Origin of the sequence: Stenotrophomonas sp. 278, from assembly GCF_003935715.1 — a bacterium.
Taxonomy (GTDB): domain Bacteria; phylum Pseudomonadota; class Gammaproteobacteria; order Xanthomonadales; family Xanthomonadaceae; genus Stenotrophomonas; species Stenotrophomonas maltophilia_AH.
In genome coordinates this window covers 1-20756 of record NZ_RHPP01000016.1, presented here as the reverse complement: position 1 = coordinate 20756, position 20756 = coordinate 1, and the positions used below count along the sequence as shown (strand labels likewise).

The 20756-nt window shown below is 65.4% G+C and carries 17 protein-coding genes and 2 riboswitches; of the genes, 9 read left to right on the top strand and 8 right to left on the bottom strand.

Features of this window, described 5'->3' with window-relative positions; translation table 11 throughout:
- The first annotated feature begins 238 nt into the window (after positions 1-238).
- Together EGJ34_RS04665 and groL are read left to right on the top strand one after the other, a co-directional pair.
- Positions 239-526, top strand: coding sequence for a co-chaperone GroES (locus EGJ34_RS04665; RefSeq protein WP_125359377.1), 288 nt, complete (start codon positions 239-241; stop codon positions 524-526).
- A 34-nt stretch (positions 527-560) separates the two neighbouring features.
- Positions 561-2207: a chaperonin GroEL gene (groL, locus tag EGJ34_RS04660; protein WP_125359376.1), complete on the top strand. Its 1647-nt coding sequence runs from the start codon at positions 561-563 to the stop codon at positions 2205-2207.
- Between the two features lie 119 nt (positions 2208-2326).
- On the opposite strand, the gene EGJ34_RS04655 is transcribed toward groL, so the two are convergent.
- On the bottom strand, positions 2327-3478 hold the full coding sequence (locus EGJ34_RS04655) for a serine hydrolase domain-containing protein (protein WP_125359375.1): 1152 nt from the start codon (positions 3476-3478) through the stop codon (positions 2327-2329).
- 342 nt (positions 3479-3820) lie between these two features.
- On the opposite strand from EGJ34_RS04655, the gene EGJ34_RS04650 reads away from it, so the two are divergent.
- A complete protein-coding gene (locus EGJ34_RS04650) occupies positions 3821-4894 on the top strand; it encodes a 3-deoxy-7-phosphoheptulonate synthase (protein WP_125359374.1) in 1074 nt (357 codons plus the stop codon).
- 70 nt (positions 4895-4964) lie between these two features.
- On the opposite strand, the gene EGJ34_RS04645 is transcribed toward EGJ34_RS04650, so the two are convergent.
- The 4 genes from EGJ34_RS04645 to EGJ34_RS04630 all read right to left on the bottom strand — a co-directional run bounded on the left by EGJ34_RS04645 (position 4965) and on the right by EGJ34_RS04630 (position 13138).
- Positions 4965-8030, bottom strand: a complete 3066-nt coding sequence (locus tag EGJ34_RS04645) for an efflux RND transporter permease subunit (RefSeq protein WP_125359373.1) — start codon at positions 8028-8030, stop codon at positions 4965-4967.
- Positions 8027-11131 (bottom strand): MdtB/MuxB family multidrug efflux RND transporter permease subunit, encoded by a 3105-nt coding sequence (locus EGJ34_RS04640; RefSeq protein ID WP_125359372.1) that lies wholly within the window; start codon positions 11129-11131, stop codon positions 8027-8029. The genes EGJ34_RS04645 and EGJ34_RS04640 overlap by 4 nt, the downstream gene beginning before the upstream one ends.
- Positions 11128-12276, bottom strand: coding sequence for an MdtA/MuxA family multidrug efflux RND transporter periplasmic adaptor subunit (locus tag EGJ34_RS04635; RefSeq protein WP_260476904.1), 1149 nt, complete (start codon positions 12274-12276; stop codon positions 11128-11130). Before EGJ34_RS04635 ends, EGJ34_RS04640 begins: the two co-directional genes overlap by 4 nt.
- 244 nt (positions 12277-12520) lie before the next feature.
- The gene (locus EGJ34_RS04630) at positions 12521-13138 is read right to left on the bottom strand and encodes a trimeric intracellular cation channel family protein (RefSeq protein WP_125359370.1); all 618 of its coding nucleotides are present in this window, start codon (positions 13136-13138) and stop codon (positions 12521-12523) included.
- A gap of 84 nt (positions 13139-13222) precedes the next feature.
- A riboswitch (glycine riboswitch) is annotated at positions 13223-13313 on the bottom strand.
- Between the two features lie 20 nt (positions 13314-13333).
- A riboswitch (glycine riboswitch) is annotated at positions 13334-13416 on the bottom strand.
- Between the two features lie 26 nt (positions 13417-13442).
- Here EGJ34_RS04630 and EGJ34_RS04625 point away from each other — a divergent pair.
- The 4 genes from EGJ34_RS04625 to EGJ34_RS04610 all read left to right on the top strand — a co-directional run bounded on the left by EGJ34_RS04625 (position 13443) and on the right by EGJ34_RS04610 (position 15270).
- On the top strand, positions 13443-13739 hold the full coding sequence (locus EGJ34_RS04625) for a GIY-YIG nuclease family protein (protein ID WP_125359369.1): 297 nt from the start codon (positions 13443-13445) through the stop codon (positions 13737-13739).
- Between the two features lie 254 nt (positions 13740-13993).
- Entirely contained in the window at positions 13994-14413 is a 420-nt protein-coding gene (locus EGJ34_RS04620) for a hypothetical protein (RefSeq protein WP_125359368.1), read from the top strand.
- Positions 14414-14469: 56 nt separating this feature from the next.
- Positions 14470-14901: a nuclear transport factor 2 family protein gene (locus tag EGJ34_RS04615; protein ID WP_125359367.1), complete on the top strand. Its 432-nt coding sequence runs from the start codon at positions 14470-14472 to the stop codon at positions 14899-14901.
- Positions 14902-14940: 39 nt separating this feature from the next.
- A complete protein-coding gene (locus EGJ34_RS04610; RefSeq protein ID WP_125359366.1) occupies positions 14941-15270 on the top strand; it encodes a hypothetical protein in 330 nt (109 codons plus the stop codon).
- Positions 15271-15406: 136 nt separating this feature from the next.
- Here EGJ34_RS04610 and EGJ34_RS04605 read toward each other — a convergent pair whose 3' ends face one another.
- A complete protein-coding gene (locus tag EGJ34_RS04605; RefSeq protein ID WP_125359365.1) occupies positions 15407-15943 on the bottom strand; it encodes a hypothetical protein in 537 nt (178 codons plus the stop codon).
- A gap of 104 nt (positions 15944-16047) precedes the next feature.
- Positions 16048-17322, bottom strand: coding sequence for an NAD(P)/FAD-dependent oxidoreductase (locus EGJ34_RS04600; protein WP_125359364.1), 1275 nt, complete (start codon positions 17320-17322; stop codon positions 16048-16050).
- A gap of 164 nt (positions 17323-17486) precedes the next feature.
- Here EGJ34_RS04600 and EGJ34_RS04595 point away from each other — a divergent pair, with 164 nt between their 5' ends.
- Complete coding sequence (locus tag EGJ34_RS04595; RefSeq protein WP_125359363.1) at positions 17487-18248, top strand: NYN domain-containing protein; 762 nt, start codon at positions 17487-17489, stop codon at positions 18246-18248.
- Positions 18249-18273: 25 nt separating this feature from the next.
- Entirely contained in the window at positions 18274-18894 is a 621-nt protein-coding gene (locus EGJ34_RS04590; protein ID WP_125359362.1) for a glutathione S-transferase family protein, read from the top strand.
- Positions 18895-18972: 78 nt separating this feature from the next.
- Here the strand turns inward: EGJ34_RS04590 and EGJ34_RS04585 are convergent.
- Positions 18973-20756 (bottom strand): primosomal protein N' (locus EGJ34_RS04585; protein ID WP_312023015.1); only part of this gene is annotated, 1784 nt, incomplete at its 5' end.

Genomic DNA, 20756 nt, shown 5'->3' with positions numbered 1-20756 from the left:
ACTGCGACCTGCGTCAAGAAATTGGCGGTTTATTTGATCGGGGGCCCCCTGAGTGAGCCGGAAGGGCTGACTGCGACAAAAAATTTCGTAATCGGCCCTTGAAAGGGTGGGGGGCAGCACCATCTCTGCCCTGTCCCGGAACGCCGGGCTTTTTTGCGAGCGGTGCTGGCAGTCACTTGGGGTGAGTGCTAACATCGCCAGACTTTTTCAGACCAATCAATAACTTAAGAGGTCACTCATGAGCATCAAGCCGCTTCACGACCGCGTTGTGGTCAAGCCGATCGAAGCCGACGAAATTTCGGCCGGTGGCATCGTGATCCCGGATTCGGCCAAGGAAAAGTCCACCAAGGGTGAAGTCGTGGCCGTGGGCCCGGGCAAGCCGCTGGACAATGGCAGCGTGCGCGCGCCGGCCCTGAAGGTGGGCGACAAGGTGATCTACGGCCAGTACGCCGGCAGCACCTACAAGGCCGACGGCATCGAATACAAGGTGCTGCGCGAAGACGACGTGCTGGCCGTCATCGGCTGATCCCGTTTCCAAATACACATAAAAGGTAATCGCAATGGCTGCCAAAGATATTCGTTTCGGTGAAGACGCCCGTTCGCGCATGGTGCGCGGCGTCAACGTGCTCGCCAATGCCGTCAAGGCCACCCTGGGCCCGAAGGGCCGCAACGTCGTGCTGGAAAAGAGCTTCGGCGCTCCGACCATCACCAAGGACGGTGTCTCCGTCGCCAAGGAAATCGAACTGGCTGACAAGTTCGAGAACATGGGCGCGCAGATGGTGAAGGAAGTCGCGTCGCGTACCAACGACGACGCCGGCGACGGCACCACCACCGCCACCGTGCTGGCCCAGGCCCTGATCCGCGAAGGTGCCAAGGCCGTGGCCGCCGGCATGAACCCGATGGACCTCAAGCGCGGTATCGACAAGGCCGTCGTGGCCGCTGTGGCCGAACTGAAGAACATCTCCAAGCCTACCGCTGACGACAAGGCCATCGCCCAGGTCGGCACGATCTCGGCCAACTCCGACGAGTCGATCGGCAACATCATTGCCGAAGCCATGAAGGAAGTCGGCAAGGAAGGCGTGATCACCGTTGAGGAAGGCTCGGGTCTGGAAAACGAGCTGGACGTGGTCAAGGGCATGCAGTTCGACCGCGGCTACCTGTCGCCGTACTTCATCAACAACCAGCAGTCGCAGACCGCCGACCTGGACGACCCGTTCATCCTGCTCTTCGACAAGAAGATCTCCAACGTGCGTGACCTGCTGCCGGTACTGGAAGGCGTCGCCAAGGCCGGCAAGCCGCTGCTGATCGTCGCTGAGGAAGTCGAAGGCGAAGCGCTGGCCACCCTGGTGGTCAACACCATCCGTGGCATCGTCAAGGTCGTGGCCGTGAAGGCTCCGGGCTTCGGCGACCGTCGCAAGGCGATGCTGGAAGACATGGCCGTGCTGACCGGCGGCGTGGTGATCTCCGAAGAAGTTGGCCTGTCGCTGGAAAAGGCCACCATCAACGACCTGGGCCGCGCCAAGAAGGTGCAGGTTTCCAAGGAAAACACCACCATCGTCGATGGCCTGGGCGACAAGGCAGCCGTGGAATCGCGCGTTGCCCGCATCAAGACCCAGATCGAAGACACCTCTTCGGATTACGACCGCGAAAAGCTGCAGGAACGCGTGGCCAAGCTGGCCGGCGGCGTGGCCGTGATCAAGGTCGGTGCTTCGACCGAAATCGAAATGAAGGAAAAGAAGGACCGCGTTGACGACGCCCTGCACGCCACCCGTGCGGCCGTTGAAGAAGGCGTGGTGCCGGGCGGCGGTGTGGCCCTGGTGCGTGCTGTCAGCGCCCTGGCCGGCCTGAAGGGTGCCAACGAAGACCAGAACCACGGCATCCAGATCGCCCTGCGCGCGATGGAAGCCCCGCTGCGCGAAATCGTCGCCAATGCCGGCGAAGAGCCCTCCGTGATCGTCAACAAGGTCAAGGAAGGCAACGGCAGCTTCGGCTACAACGCCGCCACCGGCGAGTTCGGCGACATGCTGCAGTTCGGCATCCTGGACCCGACCAAGGTGACCCGTTCGGCCCTGCAGAACGCCGCTTCGATCGCTGGCCTGATGATCACCACCGAAGCCATGGTGGCCGAGTCCCCGAAGAAGGACGAGCCGGCCCTGGGCGGCGGCGGCATGGGCGGCATGGGTGGCATGGGCGGCATGGACTTCTAAGGTCCACGCACCCGCGACACCTGTCGTGATGCATTGAAAAACCCCGCCGCAAGGCGGGGTTTTTCTTTTGTTGGGCGCCACAGTGCGCCGGTAGCGCCGGCCGTTGGCCGGCCCATGCATTACCGGACGAAGGCCTTGCTCCCGTACTCCCATGTCCATGGGGTTCCGGTTTCCCCCAGCACAAAGCGCACCAGTGCCGGGAACGCGGCTTCGGCTCGCACGTCATTGCCCAGAATCACCACGCAGCGTTGTCCGCGCTCGACACACAGCATGGTGTTGCCCACCGCATCATCGTGGCCGCCCTTGTAGAAACCATGCCCCTGCGGGCCATCGAACACCACCACACCCAGGCCGGCGGCCAGATCCCTGCGGCGTCGTTCCGGCGGTAGTTCGTCCTGCAGCGTCGGGAATTGCGACGCGGTGGTGATCGGCCACTGCGCCCGCACCATTTCACTGCGTGAAGCAGGCGAAAGTCCCTCGCCACGCACCAACCCTGCCGCCAATCGCGCGATGTCGTGCGGGGTGGTATCCATCGACCCGGCTGCACGCACTCGGCTGCGCTCGTCATGCGGCTCGGTGCTGCCGTCTGCGGTCCAGCCGTCGGCCAAGTTGTCGGCGAAATCCGCGCGCCACATCATGCTGGTGCGGCTCATGCCAAAGCGGTCGAATACGCGGCGCTGCATTTCTTTACCGACATCCAGGCCCAGTCCGCGTTCGAGCACGAACTGCAGCAGGATCAGTCCTTCGCCGGAATAGGCGTAACGCGTGCCGGGATCGAAGTGGATGCGCAGCTTTCCCTCCGGCTCCAGGAAGGCGAAGTTGGAGAAGCCACTGCGGTGGCTGAGCAGCATGCGCGCGGTCAGCTGCTGCCAGCGCGGGTCATCCTTGAGCGTGGACCATGGCGCGTATTTCTTCTCGTCCGGATACTCCGGCAGCGGGCGATCCAGATACGCCGTGATCGGGCGATCCAGGTCGATCATACCTTCGTCGACCAGCTGCAACACCATGTACGCGAATGCGGCTTTGGTCAGCGACGCGGCGTACATCACGGTGTCGGGTGTGAGCGGATCACCGGCCGCGTTGCGTTTGCCCAGTGCGTGCACCTGCACTACCTTGCCGTTGTCGATGACGGCAAGTGCGAGACCCTCCGCGCGGGTGGCGCGCATCAGACGCTGCATTTCCGCATCAACAGCTGCGGCAGCGGGAAGGGCATTGGCGGCCAGCAGCGGGCCGGGCAGCAACAGCGAGAGCAGCAGGACGAACGGGCGCATGCACGACACTCCTGGCAGGGTTTAAGCGCATCCTGAGGGGCCGACCGGCGGCGATCTAGCGCCGGAAGTCATCCTGCCGCCCGGCAGGGATGCGGGTGAACCGCGCGCTGCAGTTGCGGATGTAACAGTTGGCAGCCCCCGAAACCCTGTGCTATCAATAGTCTCCAATGAACGCAGCCCGCGCCAGCTTTTACTTTTGGTATTACTTTCCGAAGCCGCTGGCGGAGGAAGGACTGCGCTCACCCTGAAGAAACTTCAGACGCATTCCCGAAAGCCGCCAGCGCACCTGGCGGCTTTTTTGTTGCCGCCGCGCTGGGGACCCCCACCTTCCAGGAGACCCCCATGCCCCCGCACACCGACGACCTTCGCATCCGCAAACTTGAACCGCTGACCCCGCCCGCGCAGCTGATCGCCATGCTGCCCTGTGACGATGAAGCTTCTGACACGGTCAGCGCCTCGCGTGCACGCCTGCACGAGATCCTGCACGGTCGTGACGATCGCCTGGCCGTGGTGATCGGGCCCTGCTCGATCCACGACCCGGTGGCCGCCATCGAGTACGCCCAGCGCCTGAAGCCGCTGCGTGACGCCTACGCCGACGACCTGGAAATCGTCATGCGCGTGTACTTCGAGAAGCCGCGCACCACGGTGGGCTGGAAGGGGCTCATCAACGACCCGGACCTGGACGGCAGCTTCCAGATCAACAAGGGCCTGCGCATTGCCCGCGGCCTGCTGCGTGACATCAACAAGCTCGGCCTGCCAGCCGGCGTTGAATTCCTGGATGTGATCTCGCCGCAGTACATCGCCGACCTGGTGGCCTGGGGCGCGATTGGTGCGCGCACCACCGAAAGCCAGGTGCACCGTGAGCTGGCCTCGGGGCTGTCCTGCCCGGTGGGCTTCAAGAACGGTACTGACGGCAACATCAAGATCGCCGCTGATGCGGTGGGCGCGGCGTCCAACCCGCATCACTTCCTGTCGGTGACAAAGCAGGGCGACACCGCCATCGTGGCCACCGCCGGCAATCCGGACTGCCATGTGATCCTGCGTGGCGGCAAGGTGCCGAACTTCGACGCGGAGAACGTGGAAGCGGCCAGCCAGGTCCTGGGCAAAGCCAAGCTGCCGGCGCGCTTGATGATTGATGCCAGCCACGCCAACAGCAGCAAGAATCCGGAGAATCAGCCCAAGGTGATTGCGGACATCAATGCGCAGTTGGCCACCGGCGAACAGCGGATTGTCGGGGTGATGGTGGAAAGCCATCTGGTCGCGGGCCGCCAGGATCTGGTGGACGGGCAGCCGCTGGTCTACGGACAGAGCATCACCGATGGCTGCATCGGCTGGGATGCGTCGGTGGAGGTGCTGGAGTCGCTGGCGCAGGCCGTGCGCGCGCGCCGTGAGGCGCGGTTGAGTGAGGCGGCGTAGTTGGTGATCGCGCGTTGCCGGGCATGGCCCGGCACTACATATGTAGAGCGGGGCTCTGCCCCGCTGCCGTTCACGTCGGCCGACGCAACTTCGCCAACGCCAGATAGATCGCCGGCGTGGTGTACAAGGTCAGCCACTGGCTGACCAGCAACCCGCCGACGATCGCAATGCCCAGCGGCTGGCGCATCTCCCAGCCTTCGCCCGTCGCCAGCATCAGCGGCAGACAGCCCAGCAGCGCCGCCACGCTGGTCATCAGAATCGGACGGAAGCGCAGGCGCGCTGCGTCCATGATCGCGTCGTGTGGCGACAACCCGCGACCACGTTCGGCCGACAATGCGAAGTCGATGATCAGAATCGTGTTCTTCATGACAACGCCGACCAACAGGAACAGGCCGAGCAGCGAGATCAGATTCAGTTCGTTGCCGAATGCCATCAACGCGAGCAATGCCCCCACACCCGCTGAAGGCAGCGTGGAAAGAATCGCCAGCGGCAGCACCGCGCTTTCATACAGAATGCCCAGTACCAGGTACACCGCCAGCATCGCGCCGAGCACCAGCCACAGCTGACGGCCGCGCAGCTGCTCCAGCCCGCCGGCTTCGCCGCTCAGTCGTGCCTGCACGTGCGTGGGCAGCATGATGCCCGCCATGGCACGGTCAATCGCCTGCACCGCCTGGTCCAGGCTGACCCCCGGGGCCAACGCGAACTCGATCCAGATCGAAGCGAACTGCTGGCTGTGATAGATGCGGTCCGGGGCCATGCCATAGCGCCAACTCGCCACCGCCGACAGCGGCAGGCGCTGGCCATCCCTGCCGATGACATGTATCTGCTCCAGCGTGGTCGGGTCCTGGGTGTAACGCGGGTCCAGTTCCATCACCACCCGGTACTGGTTGAGGGTGTCATACAACGTGGCCACCTGGCGCTGGCTGAAGGCGTTGTTGAGCACCGAGGCGATCATGCGCATGTCCACGCCGAGCCGCGCGGCGGCGTCACGGTCGATATCCAGCACCACCTGACGCATGCCCTGGTCGCCCTGTGATTCCACATCCACCAGTTCGGGCAGGGCGCGCAGCGCCTCGCTCACTTTCGGAGCCCATTCGCGCAGCGGCTGCAGATCGGCCGACAGCAACTGGAACTCGTACTGCCCGCTGTCGCCGCCGCCTTCCAGCTTGATGTCCTGGTCCACCCACAGGAACAGGCCGCCGCCGGGAATCTTCGGCAGGTTGGCGCGCAACCGGTCGATCACCTGCTGGCTGGAGACGCGGCGCTCGGACAGGGGCTTCATCTTGATCATGATGAAAGCGTTGTTGACCCCGTTGCGGCCGCCGACATACCCGATGATGTCGCTGATGGCCGGGTCAGCCAGCAGCAGCTTGCGGTAGGCATCGATCTTGGGTTGCATCACCTGGAAGCTGAGGCCATCGTCGCCGCGGGCAAAGCCACGCAGCTGGGCAGTGTCCTGCTTGGGCACGATGCCCTTGGGCACCTGCTGGAACAGCCACACGTTCAAGCCGATGACTGTCACGAACAGCAGCAGCGGGATCGTCAGCCGGCGGAGCACCCGGGCCAGGCTGTGCACATAGGCATCGCGCAGGCGCTCGAACAGCGTCTTGCCGGCGCGCTGGAGCCGGCTGCCGGGCGTGCTGCGCGGCGCGCCGAGCAGGCGGGCACACAGCATCGGGGTGAGGCTCAGTGACACCAGCAACGACACGCCCATGGCCGCGACCAGGGTCAGCGAGAACTCGCGGAACAGGCGTTCGACGAAGTCATCCAGGAACAGAATCGACACGAACACGATGGCAAGTGCGATGTTCATCGACAGCAAGGTCGCACCTACCTCGCCGGCACCCTTCAGCGCCGCCTGCAGTGGCGATGCCCCCAGTTCGCGATGCCGGGCGATGTTTTCCAGCACCACGATGGCGTCATCCACCACCAGCACGGCGGCCACGATCAGCGCCATCAGCGACAGCGTGTTGAGCGAGAAGCCCAGCAGCGCGATCACCGCCAGCGCGCCGAGCAGCGATACCGGAATCGCCGCGCTGGGGATCAGCGCCGCACGCCAGTGGCCGAGGAAACCGAGCACCACCAGCACCACCAGGGCGATGGCCAGCACCAGAGTGAGTTCGGCTTCACGCAGGGTGGCGCGGATCACCGGCGAGCGGTCCATCACCAGGTGCATCTCCACGCTGGCCGGCAGCAGGGCCTGCAAGGTGTCCATCTGCGCGGTGATCGCGTCCACCGTTTCGATGATGTTGGCGTCGGGCTGGCGACTGACAATCACCAGCACCGCCGGACGTTCGTTGTGGAAGCCGCTGGCGTAACGGTCCTCCACGCCTTCGCCGACCGTGGCCACATCGCGCAGGAACACCGGACGCCCGTCACGCAGGGCGACGATGAGGTCTCGATACTCGGCGGCGGTGCGCAGCTGCAGAGTGGCATCCAGCTGCCACTGCTGCGATCCGCTGGCGACACTACCCAGCGGTTTGAGCGCGTTGGCATTGCGGATGGCGGCCGCAACGTCGTCGAGTGCGATCCGATATTGGTTCAGCGCATTCGGGTCGAGTGACACGCGCACGGCTGGCAACGAACTGCCGCCGACCTGGACCTCACCCACCCCCGGTATCTGCGCCAGCTTCTGCGCGATCACCGTGGAGGCCACGTCATAGACCTGGCCCGGCGACAGGCTGTCCGAACTGAGTGCCAGGGCCAGAATAGGAGCCTGCGATGGATTGACCTTGTGGTACTGCGGCATGCCCGGCATGCCGCTGGGCAGCTGCGCACGCGAGGCGTTGATTGCCGCCTGCACTTCGCGTGCGGCGCTGTCCACATCCACGCCGAGTTCGAACTGCAGCTCCACCTGGGTGGAACCCTGGGTACTGGCCGAATCAATCCGGGTCAGCCCTGGCAGGGTGCCGAGCGCGCGCTCCAATGGCGTAGCCACATTGGCAGCCATCGACTCCGGGCTGGCCCCGGGCAGGCTGGCGCGCACGTTGATGGCCGGGTAGTCCACCTGCGGCAGCGGGGCGACCGGCAGCAGGCGCAGGCCCAGCAGACCCGCCAGCACCACCGCCACCGCCAGCAGCGTGGTCGCCACCGGGTGCAGCACGAACCAGCCGATCACCCGCGACAGCGGAGTCATGCGTTGGCCTCGACCGCAGCTTCATCAGACGCTTCGCGGCGGCGGAAGCGATCGAAGAACAGGTAGATCACCGGCGTGGTGAACAAGGTGAGCACCTGGCTGACGATCAGCCCGCCGACCATCACCCAGCCCAGCGGCTGGCGCAGCTCCGCGCCGGAGCCGCTGGCAAACATCAGCGGGATCGCGCCAAACAGTGCCGCCAGTGTAGTCATCAGAATCGGGCGGAAGCGCAGCAGCGCGGCCTGGTGGATCGCCTGGCGTGGAGCCAGGCCATGCTCGCGTTCGGCCTCCAGTGCGAAGTCGATCATCATGATCGCGTTCTTCTTCACCAGCCCGATCAGCAGCACGATGCCGATCACCGCGATCAGGTCCAGGCTGCGACCACTCAGCAGCAGCGCCAGCAGCGCGCCGACGGTCGCCGAGGGCAGGGTGGACAGAATGGTGATCGGATGGATGAAGCTCTCATACAGCACACCCAGGACCAGATACATCACCACCACGGCGGCCAGTACCAACCACAGCGTGCTGGAAAGCGAGGCGCGGAAGGCGTCGGCGGCACCTTGCAGGCGCAGTTCCACGCTGGCCGGCAGGCCGATGGCGTTGCGCGCGCCCTCGATGCTGGCCACCGCTTCGCCCAGTGACGCGTCCGGCGCGAGGTTGAACGAGAACGTCACCGCCGGGAACTGCCCGACGTGATTGATCAGCAGATGCGCCGGGCGCTGTTCGATGCGGGCGATGCCACTCAGCGGTACCGGTCGGCCATCGACACCGGCCACATGGATGCGCTCGATTGCATCCGGCCCAAACGCGGCATCCGGCCGTGCCTCCAGCACCACGCGATACTGGTTGGCCTGGGTGAAGATGGTGGAGATCTGGCGTTGCCCGAACGCGTCATACAGCGCATCGGCGACCGCATCCACGCTGATGCCCAGGCGCGCCGCCGCGACCCGGTCGATCACCACGTGCGCCTGCAGGCCACGGTCCTGCAGGTCGCTGGCCACGTCTTTCAGTGCAGCCTGCTGCTGCAGATGCGCCAACAGCTTCGGTGTCCACTGCGCGAGCTGGGCGTTGTCCGGGCTGGTCAGGGTGAACTGGTACTGGGTGCGGCTGATCCGGTCCTCGATCCCCAGCTCCTGCACCGGCTGCAGGTACAGACGGATGCCGGGCACCTGTGCAACACGTTGCTGCAGGCGCTCGATGATGGCCTGTGCGCCGGCGTCGCGTTGTGCGTGGGGCTTGAGCTCGATCAGCAGGCGACCACTGTTGAGCGTGGCATTGCTGGCATCCACGCCGATGTAGGACGACAGGCTGGCGACGTCCTCGTCCTGCAGCAGGGCATCGGCCAGCGCCTGCTGGCGATGGGCCATGGCCTGGAACGAGATCGACTGCGGTGCCTCGCTGATGCCCTGGATCAGACCAGCGTCCTGCACCGGGAAGAAGCCCTTCGGCACCCACAGGTACAGCAGTGCGGTCAGCAGCAGCGTGGCCACGGTGGCCCCCAGCATCAGCGGCTGGCGTTGCAGCACCCAGTGCAGCTGGCGGTCGTACATCGCCACCACGCGGTCGAACGGGTCGCCCTGCTGGGCCGATTCCTGCCCGTCCGGATCGCGCCGGGTGGCATGGCCGGCCCTGAGCAGGCGCGCGCACATCATCGGCGTGAGCGTCAGCGACACCAGCAGCGAGATGCCGATCGCCACCGCCAGGGTGATCGCGAACTCATGGAACAGCTTGCCGACCACGTCGGCCATGAACAGCAGCGGGATCAGCACCGCAATCAGCGACAAGGTCAGCGAGATCAGGGTGAAGCCGATCTGCTTCGCCCCCTTCAGCGCCGCCTGGCGCGGTGTCTCACCGCGCTCCAGGTGACGCGCGATGTTCTCCAGCATCACGATCGCATCGTCGACCACGAAGCCGGTGGCGATGGTCAGCGCCATCAGGGTCAGGTTGTTGAGCGAGAAACCCGCCAGCAGCATCACCCCGAAGGTGCCCACCAGTGACAACGGCACGGCAATGCTGGGAATGATCGTGGCCGGAATGTTGCGCAGGAACACAAAGGTGACCATCACCACCAATGCGATGGCGATCACCAGTTCGTGCTGCACGCCGCGGATGGAGGCGCGGATCGATTCGGTGCGGTCGCTCAGCACCACCACGTCCACGCCCTTGGGCAGCGAGGCCTGCAACTGTGGCAGCAGGGTGCGCACGCGGTCCACCACCGCGATCACGTTCGCGCCGGGTTGGCGCTGGATGTTGATCAGCACCGCCGGCGTGGTACCGGACCAGGCCGCGAGCTGCCGGTTCTCGGCCCCGTCTTCCACCGTGGCCACGTCGCCCAGGCGCAGCGGTGCGCCGTCGCGGTAGGCCAGGATCAGCTGCCGGTACTCCTGCACCGAGCGCATCTGGTCATTGGCATCAAGCATGATCGCGCGGGTGGGGCCATCGAAGCTGCCCTTGGGCAGGTTGACGTTGGCGGCCCCAATCGCGTCGCGGATATGCGCCATGCTCAGGCCATTGGCGGCCAGCGCGGTCGGGTTGACCTGGATGCGCACCGCCGGACGCTGCCCGCCGGCCAGGCTGACCAGGCCCACGCCCGGCAGCTGCGACAGGCGCTGTGCCATGCGCGTGTCGACCAGGTCATACACCTGCGGCAGGGCCAGGCTCTGCGAAGTTACGGCCAGAGTCAGAATCGGCGTGTCGGCGGGATTGACCTTGCGGTACACCGGCGGCACCGGCAGGTCGTCGGGCAGGAAACTGCCGGCCGCGTTGATCGCTGCCTGCACTTCCTGCTCAGCCACGCCCAATGCAACGTCCAGGGTGAACTGCAGGGTGATCACCGACGCACCCCCGGAGCTGGTGGACGACATCTGCTTCAGCCCGGGAATCTGCCCCAGCTGGCGCTCCAGCGGCGCGGTCACGGCACTGGTGGTCACGCCCGGGCTCGCGCCTGGATACAGCGTGGTCACCTGGATGATCGGGTAGTCCACCTGCGGCAGGGCGGCGACCGGCAGCAGCCGATACGCCAGCACGCCGGACAGCAGCAGCGCCACCATCAGTAGCGTGGTCGCAACCGGGCGCTCGATGAACGGGCGGGAGAGGTTCATGCGCCTTTCCGCGCGCTGTCCGCCTCGGTCACGATCAACACGGGGGCACCGTCGCGCAGGCCATCAATACCTTCCACCACCACGTTCTCGCCCGCTTTCAACCCCTCGCGTACTGCCACGCGTTCACCGTCGGCCGGGCCGAGCACCACGTTGCGCAGGTGCGAGGTGTTGTCCGGCGCAATCACATACACGTAGCTGCCCTTGCTGCCGAACTGCACAGCGGCATTGGGAATGACCACGCTGTCGGCGCTGCTGACCTGCAGACGCACGTTGACGAACTGGTTCGGGAACAGGGCTTCGTCGGCATTGGCGAACTGCGCGCGCAGCTTCAGCGTACCGGTGGCGGTGTCGATGCGGTTGTCGAGGCTGGACAGCACGCCGTTGCCCAGCGCCTGGCGCTCTTCGCGGTCCCAAGCTTCCACGGTCAGCTGCGGATTGGCGCGCGCAGCGGTCACCACCGCCGGCAGATCCGGTTCGGGCACGGTGAACAGCACGCTGATCGGCGTGGTCTGGGTGATGGTGGCCAGCGGTTCGGTGTCACCACTGCGGACCAGGTTGCCCACGTCCACGTTGCGCAGGCCCATGCGTCCGGCCACCGGTGCGGTGATGCGGGTGTACTGCAGCTGCAGGCGGGCTTCATCCACCGCGGCCTGGTCGGTCTGGCGGCGGCCTTCCAGCTGGCGCACCTTGCTGCGCTGGTCGTTCAGATCCTGCGCCGAGACGAAACTCTGCCGCTGCAGTTCCTCGAAGCGCTTGAGCTGGCTGCGGGCGTTGTCCAGCTCGGCCAGGTTCTGCTGCTGGGTGCCCAGCGCACGCGCCAGCTGCACCTGGAACGGACGCGGGTCAATCTCGGCGATCAGGTCGCCGGCCTTCACGTGCTGGCCCTCGGCGAATGTCAGTCGCAGCAGCTCGCCATCCACGCGGCTGCGCAGGCTGACCGTGTTCAACGGGGTGACCGTGCCAAGCGCCTTCAGCCGCACCACCAGGTCTTCCTGGCTGGCCGTTGCCACGCGTACCGGGGTCGCCTGTGGCGGTCGTTCGGCGGGAGCGACGCTGCCGGGCGCGAGCAGCTTCCAGCCAGCAACGGCGGCAAGTCCAACGGCGGCAACAATCAGCAGGGGCTTGGTCAGGCGAGGTGAAGACATACGCATCCTGCGCACCCTCGGGCAGAGCAGTGCGTCCATGGGGACCGGCCGCAAGCGGCAGATCGGAGCAACGGGGGAGGGTGTCTGGCAGACCGCGGGCGAACCACGGCCATTGGCTGGATGCCGTTCAGAAGAACGGGCCACCCATGATACAGATGGCCCGCTTATGTCTCACATGACAATGGTCATGGAAGGTCAACGGACCAACGGTCCATTGCTACCGTTCGCGTACCGGGATTCGGTGCTAATGCACCTCATCCCGGTACACGAACTTCGGCATCTCCCACCGGAAATGAATCGCCAACAATCGGAACGCAAAACCGCCGCCCAAACACCACAACGTAGCGGCATTCAACGACACCCCCAGCTCCAGCAATCCCAGATACGCCGCACCGGTCAGCAACGTCACCACGGCATACAGTTCCTTCTGGAAAATCAGCGGCACCTCGTTGCACAGCACATCGCGCAGCACGCCACCAAACGCGCCGGTCAACATCCCCGCAATCAACACGATCGGCGCGGCATGGCCGGCCTCGCGCGCCACCGCGCAGCCAATCAGCGTGAACGCCACCAGTCCCAGCCCGTCCAGCACCAGGAACGTGCGCCGGAAGTGATGCATCCAGCGCGCCAGCCAGGTCGCGATCAGCGCCGCACAGATGGTGAAGCCCAGATACTCCGGATGCTTTACCCAGCCCAGCGGGTAGTGCCCGAGCACGATGTCGCGCAGCGAACCACCCCCGAGCGCGGTCACACAGGCGATGATGATCACGCCGAACAGGTCCATGCGGCGGCGTCCGGCCGACAGCGCGCCGGTCATGGCTTCGGCGGAAATGGCGATGAGATAGATGATGGAGAGCAGCATGGGGGAGGTTCCGGTACGGCAGGCAGGAACACGAACGCGCGCCCCGCCCATGCGCGGGCACAGGTGGGGTTCAACGTTGGTTGCCGCTCCCGCTGTCCTTTTGCCTGAGAGTTCGGTGGCCAGGCCACGTGCCCCTTCGGCGGGTCAGTGAAGACCTCTCTCCAGATCGGCGTGCTGGATGCATGGTTGGCGGCCTATCGAGCCACCGGCCTGAGCGATTATGGGAGCCTGCGCCTTCGGCGGGTGCCAGCGTGGCACCTCTCTCCTGCATCCGGGGGCGATTCTAGCAGCCAGCGGGCAGCCGATGCCCGATAATCCCCCCATGGTTGCTGAACCCGCCCCTTGGTACGTGTACCTGCTGGAATGCCGCAACGGCAGCTATTACGCCGGCATCAGCAACGACGTGGAGGCCCGCTTCCAGGCGCACCTGGCCGGCAAAGGCGCGCGCTACACCCGCGCCAACCCGCCGGTAAAGCTGCTGGCCAGCCGTGCCTACCCGGACCGCGCGACCGCTTCCAAAGCCGAATGGCAGCTCAAACGCCAGCCGCGGGCGCGCAAACTGGCCTGGTTGCTGGCAGTGGAGCCGGTATTGCTGGCCTAGCGCCGCGCCATCACAATCGGAACACGGCAGAACAGGGACAGACGCCATGGAAACGGGATATCGATTCGGTACCGGCGAGATTGAAGCGGTGCTGGCGACGGATGCCGAGACTCGGTACGGCTATTTCATCAAGCGCGTTGCCGATTGTGGATGGGCGCGGCCCAGTCGTGCCACCCATGACACTCAGGGACGATATCCAGGATGAACTGGATCGATTGGAGTAAATCCGTTGGCGCAGCAGCAGGGTGTTGCCCATGACTGTCCTCTCGAAAGCGCTCGTTGCCATGCTGCTACTGGGGGCGTTGGTGGCTGGCATTCCGGTGCTGGGGTATGTGGTAGCACTGGGCATGATCGAGGGTCGCCCAACGCCCGTGCATGCAAACGCTGGGCCTGCTCTCAGCTGCCGGAACCAGATCGTCACGCGCATGCGGGTGGTTGATGCGTTCAGGGTCCGGGTATCTGAAATCGGGCGCGTCACCCTTGCGCCTGGGCATTGGGAAGCCTCATGGGTAGCGCGAAGCCATCTCTCGCAGTTGCCGCGGACAAGCATGCTGCGATGGCATTTCCAGAGCGCGGCGCTGCATGTCTGGATCGTTCGGCATTGGACGCCGCTGCAGATCACCGAGACCGCGCGGCTCGGCGGGGCGTGTCGCGCTCCGCGAAGTCTCCGCTGAGACCCATCGGCATGCGAAGATCGGCCTGAACCGTTGTGCCGCCAATGGAGGAAACGATGTCTACGCTTTCCCTGCTGCTTGCGTTGACTCCGGCCGCCGCCGCGCCGGTGGCAGATCCCGCCACCTTGGCCGCCATCGAGGCCACCTGCCTGGACTACGTGGACGGTCAGTTGGAAGCCGATCCGGCGCGGGTGGCACGCTCACTGCACCCGGATCTGGCCAAGCGTGCTGTTCTTGGTGACACACCGGACGAGCGGTTGGGCCTGCGTCGCATGTCCAAAGAAGAACTGGTGGCGCTGACCAAGCAGGGCGCGCTGAAAACTCCGAGGGCCGAATGGAACCGCAGTTGCCGCGTGTTGGATGTAACCGGCAACACCGCCTCCGTGCGGCTCGAAACGCCTTGGTTCGTCGACTATTTCCACATGGGCCGCTTCGAGCAGCGCTGGATCATCGTCAACGCCCTCTGGTACCCCAAACCCAAACCGTAGAGACGCGCCACGCGCATCCCAGCTGGAATCTGATCTTCCATGAGCACACTCGATCAAGAAAAAGCCAACACCATGCTCGGCAAGATCGTTCTCGCCGGCATTACCTATCTGGATGCGGATGGCAACGCCCTCGAACAAAAACAGTGCGCTGGCGAGATCCTGCGCATCAACGAAGACGAGGGCGTGGTAGTGGCCAGCCTGATCGACGGCGAGGAACTGTTCCTGCCGCCGCATCTGGATCATTACAAGGTGGCCGGGCCGGGCGACTACACGTTGCGTTCGATCGAATTCACCGTGACCGACCCGGACTACCTGTGCACCTGGGATGTGCATTTGGCACAGGGCAATGACGATACGGACGCGGTCTGACCGCAGGGGTAGGGTCGGTCGATAGACGACCGCCGATAGGCGGGCAACGCCCCGGGGACGCATGACCAGAAAGCAGAGACATTTCTCCGTAGGGCTCCATGCGTCAAAGAGCTGATCGAAAGTTATCGGCCGTCGTCTATCGACCGACGCTACCAGGAGGCGATCTGCGTTCGCACCGATCCAACATGCTCCGAACGACTTCCATGATGCCGGTGATCTCGTCAGCCGCTGCACCCGTCATTCCCTGGGTGATCTCGTCATCCGATCTGGCGGCATCAGCAACATAGGGGGAAAGGGCCGACAGGCAGTTCGCCTGATCACCCTCTCGGTCATAGGCTGCAGCAAGCTCCAAGCGCAGCGCTGCAATTGACGAATATGGCAGGGTTTTCATGCACCTCTCGGTGATCGTTTTGATGATGCCAGGGCGCGCATCTCCGTTGCTGGCCTGCTCGAGTGTCTCCTGGATGGTGCCTTGCGTACACATCGGGTCAACGGAAAGATACAGGCCCTTGAATGACCCATTTTGTCCGCAGTATGCAGCGCATGTCTCAGGCGTAGTTGTACCCAGATCGATTCCTCGTTCTGTTCGATGCATGGTCAATTGGCAGTGGCTTGTTCCCGGGGCCGGGTCGACGTGTGTGGATTGCAGGGTCTTGCTGGTGGTTCCACTCATCCTGCATTCGTAGCCCGAGGAGCTGCTGTGCAGTTCGAAGCGCAGCACGTCGCCGGCGAGCCACGAGCCACGAGCCACGAGCCACGAGCGACAAGCTGTCCCCGTCAGGGCCGTCGATCCTGCTGGTCATCACCGAAGATGATCCGCGCGCTGCGCTGGTAGCTCCAGTACGCCACCGCCCAGTTGAGCAGCACCACGATGCGGTTGCGGAAGCCGATCAGGAAGAATACGTGGGCGGCCAGCCAGAACCACCAGGCCAGCACGCCAGACAGCTGCAGCTTGCCCAGGTGCACGATCGCGGCCATGCGGCCGATGGTGGCCAGGTTGCCGTAGTCCACGTACTTGAACGGCCCCGGTGCGGGCTTGTTCTCCAGCCGCGCGCGGATGGTTGTGGCCACGTGCTTGCCCATCTGCTTGGCGGCCGGGGCGACGCCGGGTACCGGCTTGCCATCGGCCTGGCTCAGTGCTGCCAGATCTCCGGCGACAAAGATCTCCGGGTGTCCGGCCAAGGTCAGGTCGGGCTGTACCGGCACGCGACCGGCCCGATCTAGGGGTACGTCCAAGGTGCGCGCCAGCGGCGAGGCCGCCACACCGGCGGCCCACACCACGGTGCGGGCGGGAATGAACTGCTCGCCCAGCTGGAAGCCTTCGCCATTGATGTCGCTTACCGGTGTGCCGGTAAGCACCTCCACGCCCAGCTTCTCCAGCTGCCGGCGCGCCTTCAGTGACAGCACTTCGGGGAAGCTGGACAGGACGCGCGGACCGGCCTCGACCAGCCGCACCTTGGCACTGGCCGGGTCGATGTGGCGGAACTCGTTGCGCAGGGTGTGCCGGGCGATTTCGGCCAAGGTGCCGGCCAGCTCCACCCCGGTAGGCCCGCCGCCGACCACGGCGAAGCTCAGCCATGCCGCCTTGCGCGCCGGGTCGGGCTCGGCCTCGGCGCGCTCGAAGGCCAGGAGCAGCTTGCGGCGCAGCGCGATGGCGTCATCCAGCGTCTTCAGCCCAGGCGCATCGGCCGCCCATTCGTCGTGGCCGAAGTAGGCATGGGTCGCCCCGGTGCACAGCAGCAGGGTGTCGTAGCCGATCTGGCTGCCGTCGGCCAAAGTGATCTGCCGGGTCTGCTTGTCGATCGTGGTGACTTCGCCCAGCCGCACTTCCACGTTGCGCTGGTGGCCGAGGATGTGGCGCAGTGGCGCGGCGATATCCGGTGCGGACAGGCCGGCGGTGGCGACCTGGTACAGCAGCGGCTGGAACAGGTGATGGTTGCGACGGTCCACCAGAGTGATGCGGATGCCGCTGTTGGTCAAGGCCCGGGTGGCCCACAGGCCGGCAAAGCCACCGCCGATGATGACCAGATGGGGCAGGGTGTCGCGGGTCATGCACTCACTCCTTGGGAGGGGCCGGCGCTCCGGTCCCCGTGGAAACGTTGTCGTCGCGACAGATGGTCGCATGCGACGCGCAAACTTCACGTGCATGGCCGATACTGGATTCAGCAGCCGTCGCGCTTGCCGGCGGCCCCGTGTTCCATTGATGGAGTGCTCCGATGACCGAACCGGAAAAGCGCATCGCCCTGTTGATCGATGCCGACAACGCGCCTTCGTCCAAGATCGACGTGGTGCTGGCCGAGGTGGCGCGCTATGGCGTGGCCAACGTGCGGCGTGCCTATGGCAACTGGAAGAGCCCGCGCCTGAAAGGCTGGGAGTCGGTGCTGCACGAATATGCGATCCGCCCCATCCAGCAGTTCGCCTACAGCCGTGGCAAGAACGCCTCGGACATGGCGATGGTGATCGACGCCATGGACATGCTCTACGCCCGCAATCTGGACGGCTTTGCGATCGTGTCCAGCGATGCCGATTTCACCCCGCTGGTGATGCGCCTGCTGACCGACGGGGTCAAGGTCTACGGATTTGGCGAGAAGAAAACGCCCGAGCCGTTCGTCAATGCGTGCTCGAAGTTCACCTATCTGGAAGCACTGGGCCAGGGCCATGCCACCGACCCGGAGGTGGAGCAGGACAACGAGGAAACCCGCCCCCGCAAGAGCGGCGCGGAGCTGCGCAGCGACACCCGTCTGGTGCAGATGCTGAGGCGCGCGGTGGCCTCGGCAGAGGCCGAAGACGGCTGGTCGCACCTGGGACCGGTGGGCAGCCAGATCGGCAACCAGGCGTCGTTTGATTCGCGCAACTATGGTTACGGCAAACTCAGCGAACTGCTGGCGGCGATTGGCCTGTTCGAGATGAAGAAGGACGGCAAGTCGACCTATGTGCGCGCGCTGCCGAAAAAAGGCGCTGCGAAACCGGCAAAATAGGCGCACTCCCACCAGGAAGACCAACATGCTGAAGATCTGGGGCCGGCGCAATTCCAGCAACGTGCGCAAGGTGTTGTGGTGCGCCGAAGAGATCGGCATCCCGTACGAATCCATCGAGGTGGGCGGCAGCTTTGGCGGCACGCAGACGCCGGAATACGTGGCGATGAACCCGAATGGACTGGTACCGGTGATCGAGGACCACGGCCTGCCGCTGTGGGAGTCCAACACCATCGTGCGCTACCTCAGCGCCCGCTATGCGCTGGGCACGTTGTATCCCGAAGACGTGATGGCACGTGCGCAGTGCGAGAAGTGGATGGACTGGAGCACCTCGCGCATGGCTCCGCTTTACAGCGAGCTGATCTGGGGCATCATGCGCACCGCGCCGGCCGACCGCGACGAAACCCGCATCAACGCTGCGGTAGTCAAGGCCGGTGGCTACCTGGCGATGGCCGATGCCACGCTGGCCACGCAGCCGTGGCTGTCGGGCGATGCGTTCGGGATGGGCGACATCCCGCTTGGCGCACTGGTGTACGCGTGGTTCAACCTGCCGATCCAGCGCCCGGACCTGCCGCATCTGGAAGCATGGTACGAGCGGTTGCAGCAGCGCCCGGCATACGTCAAAGCGGTGATGACGCCGCTGACCTGAGCGGTGCCTGCCATGGGCGTACCGACCAACGGTCGGTACCTACCTCCGGGTAGGTGCGGACCGTTGGTCCGCACGCTTTCAATAAAGATCCATCGGATCTACATCCAAACTCCACCGCACCTTGCGTGCCTCCGGCAACCCATGGATCCGGGGCACCATCGCATCCAGAACGGCATGCAATGGCCGTCGCTGTGGCGCGGACAACAACAGCTGGGTGCGCTGATACCCCGCCCGGCGCGGCATCGGCGCAGGCATCGGCCCAAACCGCTCCACCGGCGCATCTTCGGCAATCAAGCCGCGCACGGCAGTGAGCATGGCATTGGCATGCTCCACCTGCTGGGCCTCGGCACGCAGCAGCGCCAGGTGCGCAAACGGCGGGAAGCCTGCCGCGTCGCGCTGCTGCAGTTCGGCATCGGCGAAGGCGTGGTAGCCGCCGTGCACCAGGGTTTCCAGCAGGGGGTGCCCGGGGTGGTGGGTCTGCAGCCAGACCTCGCCGGGGTCGGTGGCGCGGCCGGCGCGGCCGGCCACCTGGATCAACTGCTGGGCCAGCTTCTCGCTGGCGCGGAAGTCGGCGGAGAAAAGACCTTCGTCAATGCCGACCACCACCACCAGGGTGAGCTTTGGGAGATCGTGGCCTTTGGCGAGGATCTGCGTGCCGACCAGAATGCCGGGCTGGTCACCCAGGCGCGCCAGCTGTTGTTCCAGCGCATCACGACGGTTCGTGGTGCCACGGTCGATCCGGATCACCGGGTAATCGGCGAATGCCTCCACCAGATGCTCTTCCAGCCGCTCGGTGCCGATGCCCTGTGGCTGCAGGGCCAGGCTGCCGCAATCCGGACAGGCCAGCGGTGCCGGTTGGCGCGCGCCGCAGTGGTGACATTGCAGCCTTCGGCCACCGGCGTGCACCGTCATCGGCGCGTCGCAGCGCCGGCACGGCGCGGTCCAGCCACAATCGTGGCACAGCAGTACCGGGGCATATCCGCGCCGGTTCTTGAACACCAGCACCTGATGCCCGCGCTGCAGATGCTGGCCAATACCTTCCAGCACCTCAGGGGACAGTCCGTCACGCAGCGGGCGCTTGCGCACGTCCAGCACGCGCACGCGCGGCGGGCGAGCCTCGCCGGCACGCTGCTTCAGCCGCAGGTGGACGTAGCGTCCGCTGCGCGCATTGTGCAGTGATTCCAGCGACGGCGTGGCACTTCCCAGCACCACCGGGACGTCCAGTGCCTTGGCCCGCACCAGGGCGAAATCGCGGGCGTGGTAACGGATGCCGTCCTGCTGCTTGTAACTGCCGTCATGCTCCTCATCGACCACGATCAACCCGGCATTCGGCAGCGGAGTGAATATTGCCGAGCGTGTGCCCACGATCACCTGCGCTTCGCCACGCGCGGCAGCGGCCCACACCCGGGCGCGCTCGTTGTCGTTCAGTCCCGAGTGCAGCACATGCACCGGAATGCCCAGGCGGGTGCGGAAGCGGGACAGCGTCTGCGGGGTCAACCCGATCTCCGGTACCAGCACCAGCGCCTGCCGGCCACGGGCCAGGCAGGCGGCAATGGCCTGCAGGTAGACCTCGGTCTTGCCGCTGCCGGTGACCCCGTCCAGCAGAAACGTGCCGAAACCGTTGCTTCCGGTAATGGCGGCAACGGCATCGGCCTGCTCGGGATTGGGCACCGGGCCGGTGCCCAGCATCGGCACGGGGGCGACATGGGCCTGGGCCACGCGCTCGACCAGGCCGCGTTTGGCCAGCGACCGGGCGGCGCTGCGCCAGTCGTCCATCAGGTCGTCCAGCTGGTCCTCATCCAGCGCGGCACCGCGACCGCCGGCGTCGGCCAGCAGCTGGCACAGGCACTGCGGTCGGGTGC

What these genes read in the sequence shown, in the direction of transcription:
- groL (WP_125359376.1), top strand. Translation starts at nt 561, where the DNA reads ATGGCTGCCAAAGATATTCGTTTCGGTGAAGACGCCCGTTCGCGCATG.
- EGJ34_RS04640 (WP_125359372.1), bottom strand. Translation starts at nt 11,131, where the DNA reads ATGAACCTCTCCCGCCCGTTCATCGAGCGCCCGGTTGCGACCACGCTA.
- EGJ34_RS04625 (WP_125359369.1), top strand. Translation starts at nt 13,443, where the DNA reads ATGCCCGATAATCCCCCCATGGTTGCTGAACCCGCCCCTTGGTACGTG.
- EGJ34_RS04645 (WP_125359373.1), bottom strand. Translation starts at nt 8,030, where the DNA reads ATGACTCCGCTGTCGCGGGTGATCGGCTGGTTCGTGCTGCACCCGGTG.
- EGJ34_RS04635 (WP_260476904.1), bottom strand. Translation starts at nt 12,276, where the DNA reads ATGTCTTCACCTCGCCTGACCAAGCCCCTGCTGATTGTTGCCGCCGTT.
- EGJ34_RS04610 (WP_125359366.1), top strand. Translation starts at nt 14,941, where the DNA reads ATGAGCACACTCGATCAAGAAAAAGCCAACACCATGCTCGGCAAGATC.
- EGJ34_RS04590 (WP_125359362.1), top strand. Translation starts at nt 18,274, where the DNA reads ATGCTGAAGATCTGGGGCCGGCGCAATTCCAGCAACGTGCGCAAGGTG.
- EGJ34_RS04620 (WP_125359368.1), top strand. Translation starts at nt 13,994, where the DNA reads ATGACTGTCCTCTCGAAAGCGCTCGTTGCCATGCTGCTACTGGGGGCG.
- EGJ34_RS04665 (WP_125359377.1), top strand. Translation starts at nt 239, where the DNA reads ATGAGCATCAAGCCGCTTCACGACCGCGTTGTGGTCAAGCCGATCGAA.
- EGJ34_RS04630 (WP_125359370.1), bottom strand. Translation starts at nt 13,138, where the DNA reads ATGCTGCTCTCCATCATCTATCTCATCGCCATTTCCGCCGAAGCCATG.
- EGJ34_RS04650 (WP_125359374.1), top strand. Translation starts at nt 3,821, where the DNA reads ATGCCCCCGCACACCGACGACCTTCGCATCCGCAAACTTGAACCGCTG.
- EGJ34_RS04615 (WP_125359367.1), top strand. Translation starts at nt 14,470, where the DNA reads ATGTCTACGCTTTCCCTGCTGCTTGCGTTGACTCCGGCCGCCGCCGCG.
- EGJ34_RS04595 (WP_125359363.1), top strand. Translation starts at nt 17,487, where the DNA reads ATGACCGAACCGGAAAAGCGCATCGCCCTGTTGATCGATGCCGACAAC.
- EGJ34_RS04600 (WP_125359364.1), bottom strand. Translation starts at nt 17,322, where the DNA reads ATGACCCGCGACACCCTGCCCCATCTGGTCATCATCGGCGGTGGCTTT.
- EGJ34_RS04605 (WP_125359365.1), bottom strand. Translation starts at nt 15,943, where the DNA reads ATGAGTGGAACCACCAGCAAGACCCTGCAATCCACACACGTCGACCCG.
- EGJ34_RS04655 (WP_125359375.1), bottom strand. Translation starts at nt 3,478, where the DNA reads ATGCGCCCGTTCGTCCTGCTGCTCTCGCTGTTGCTGCCCGGCCCGCTG.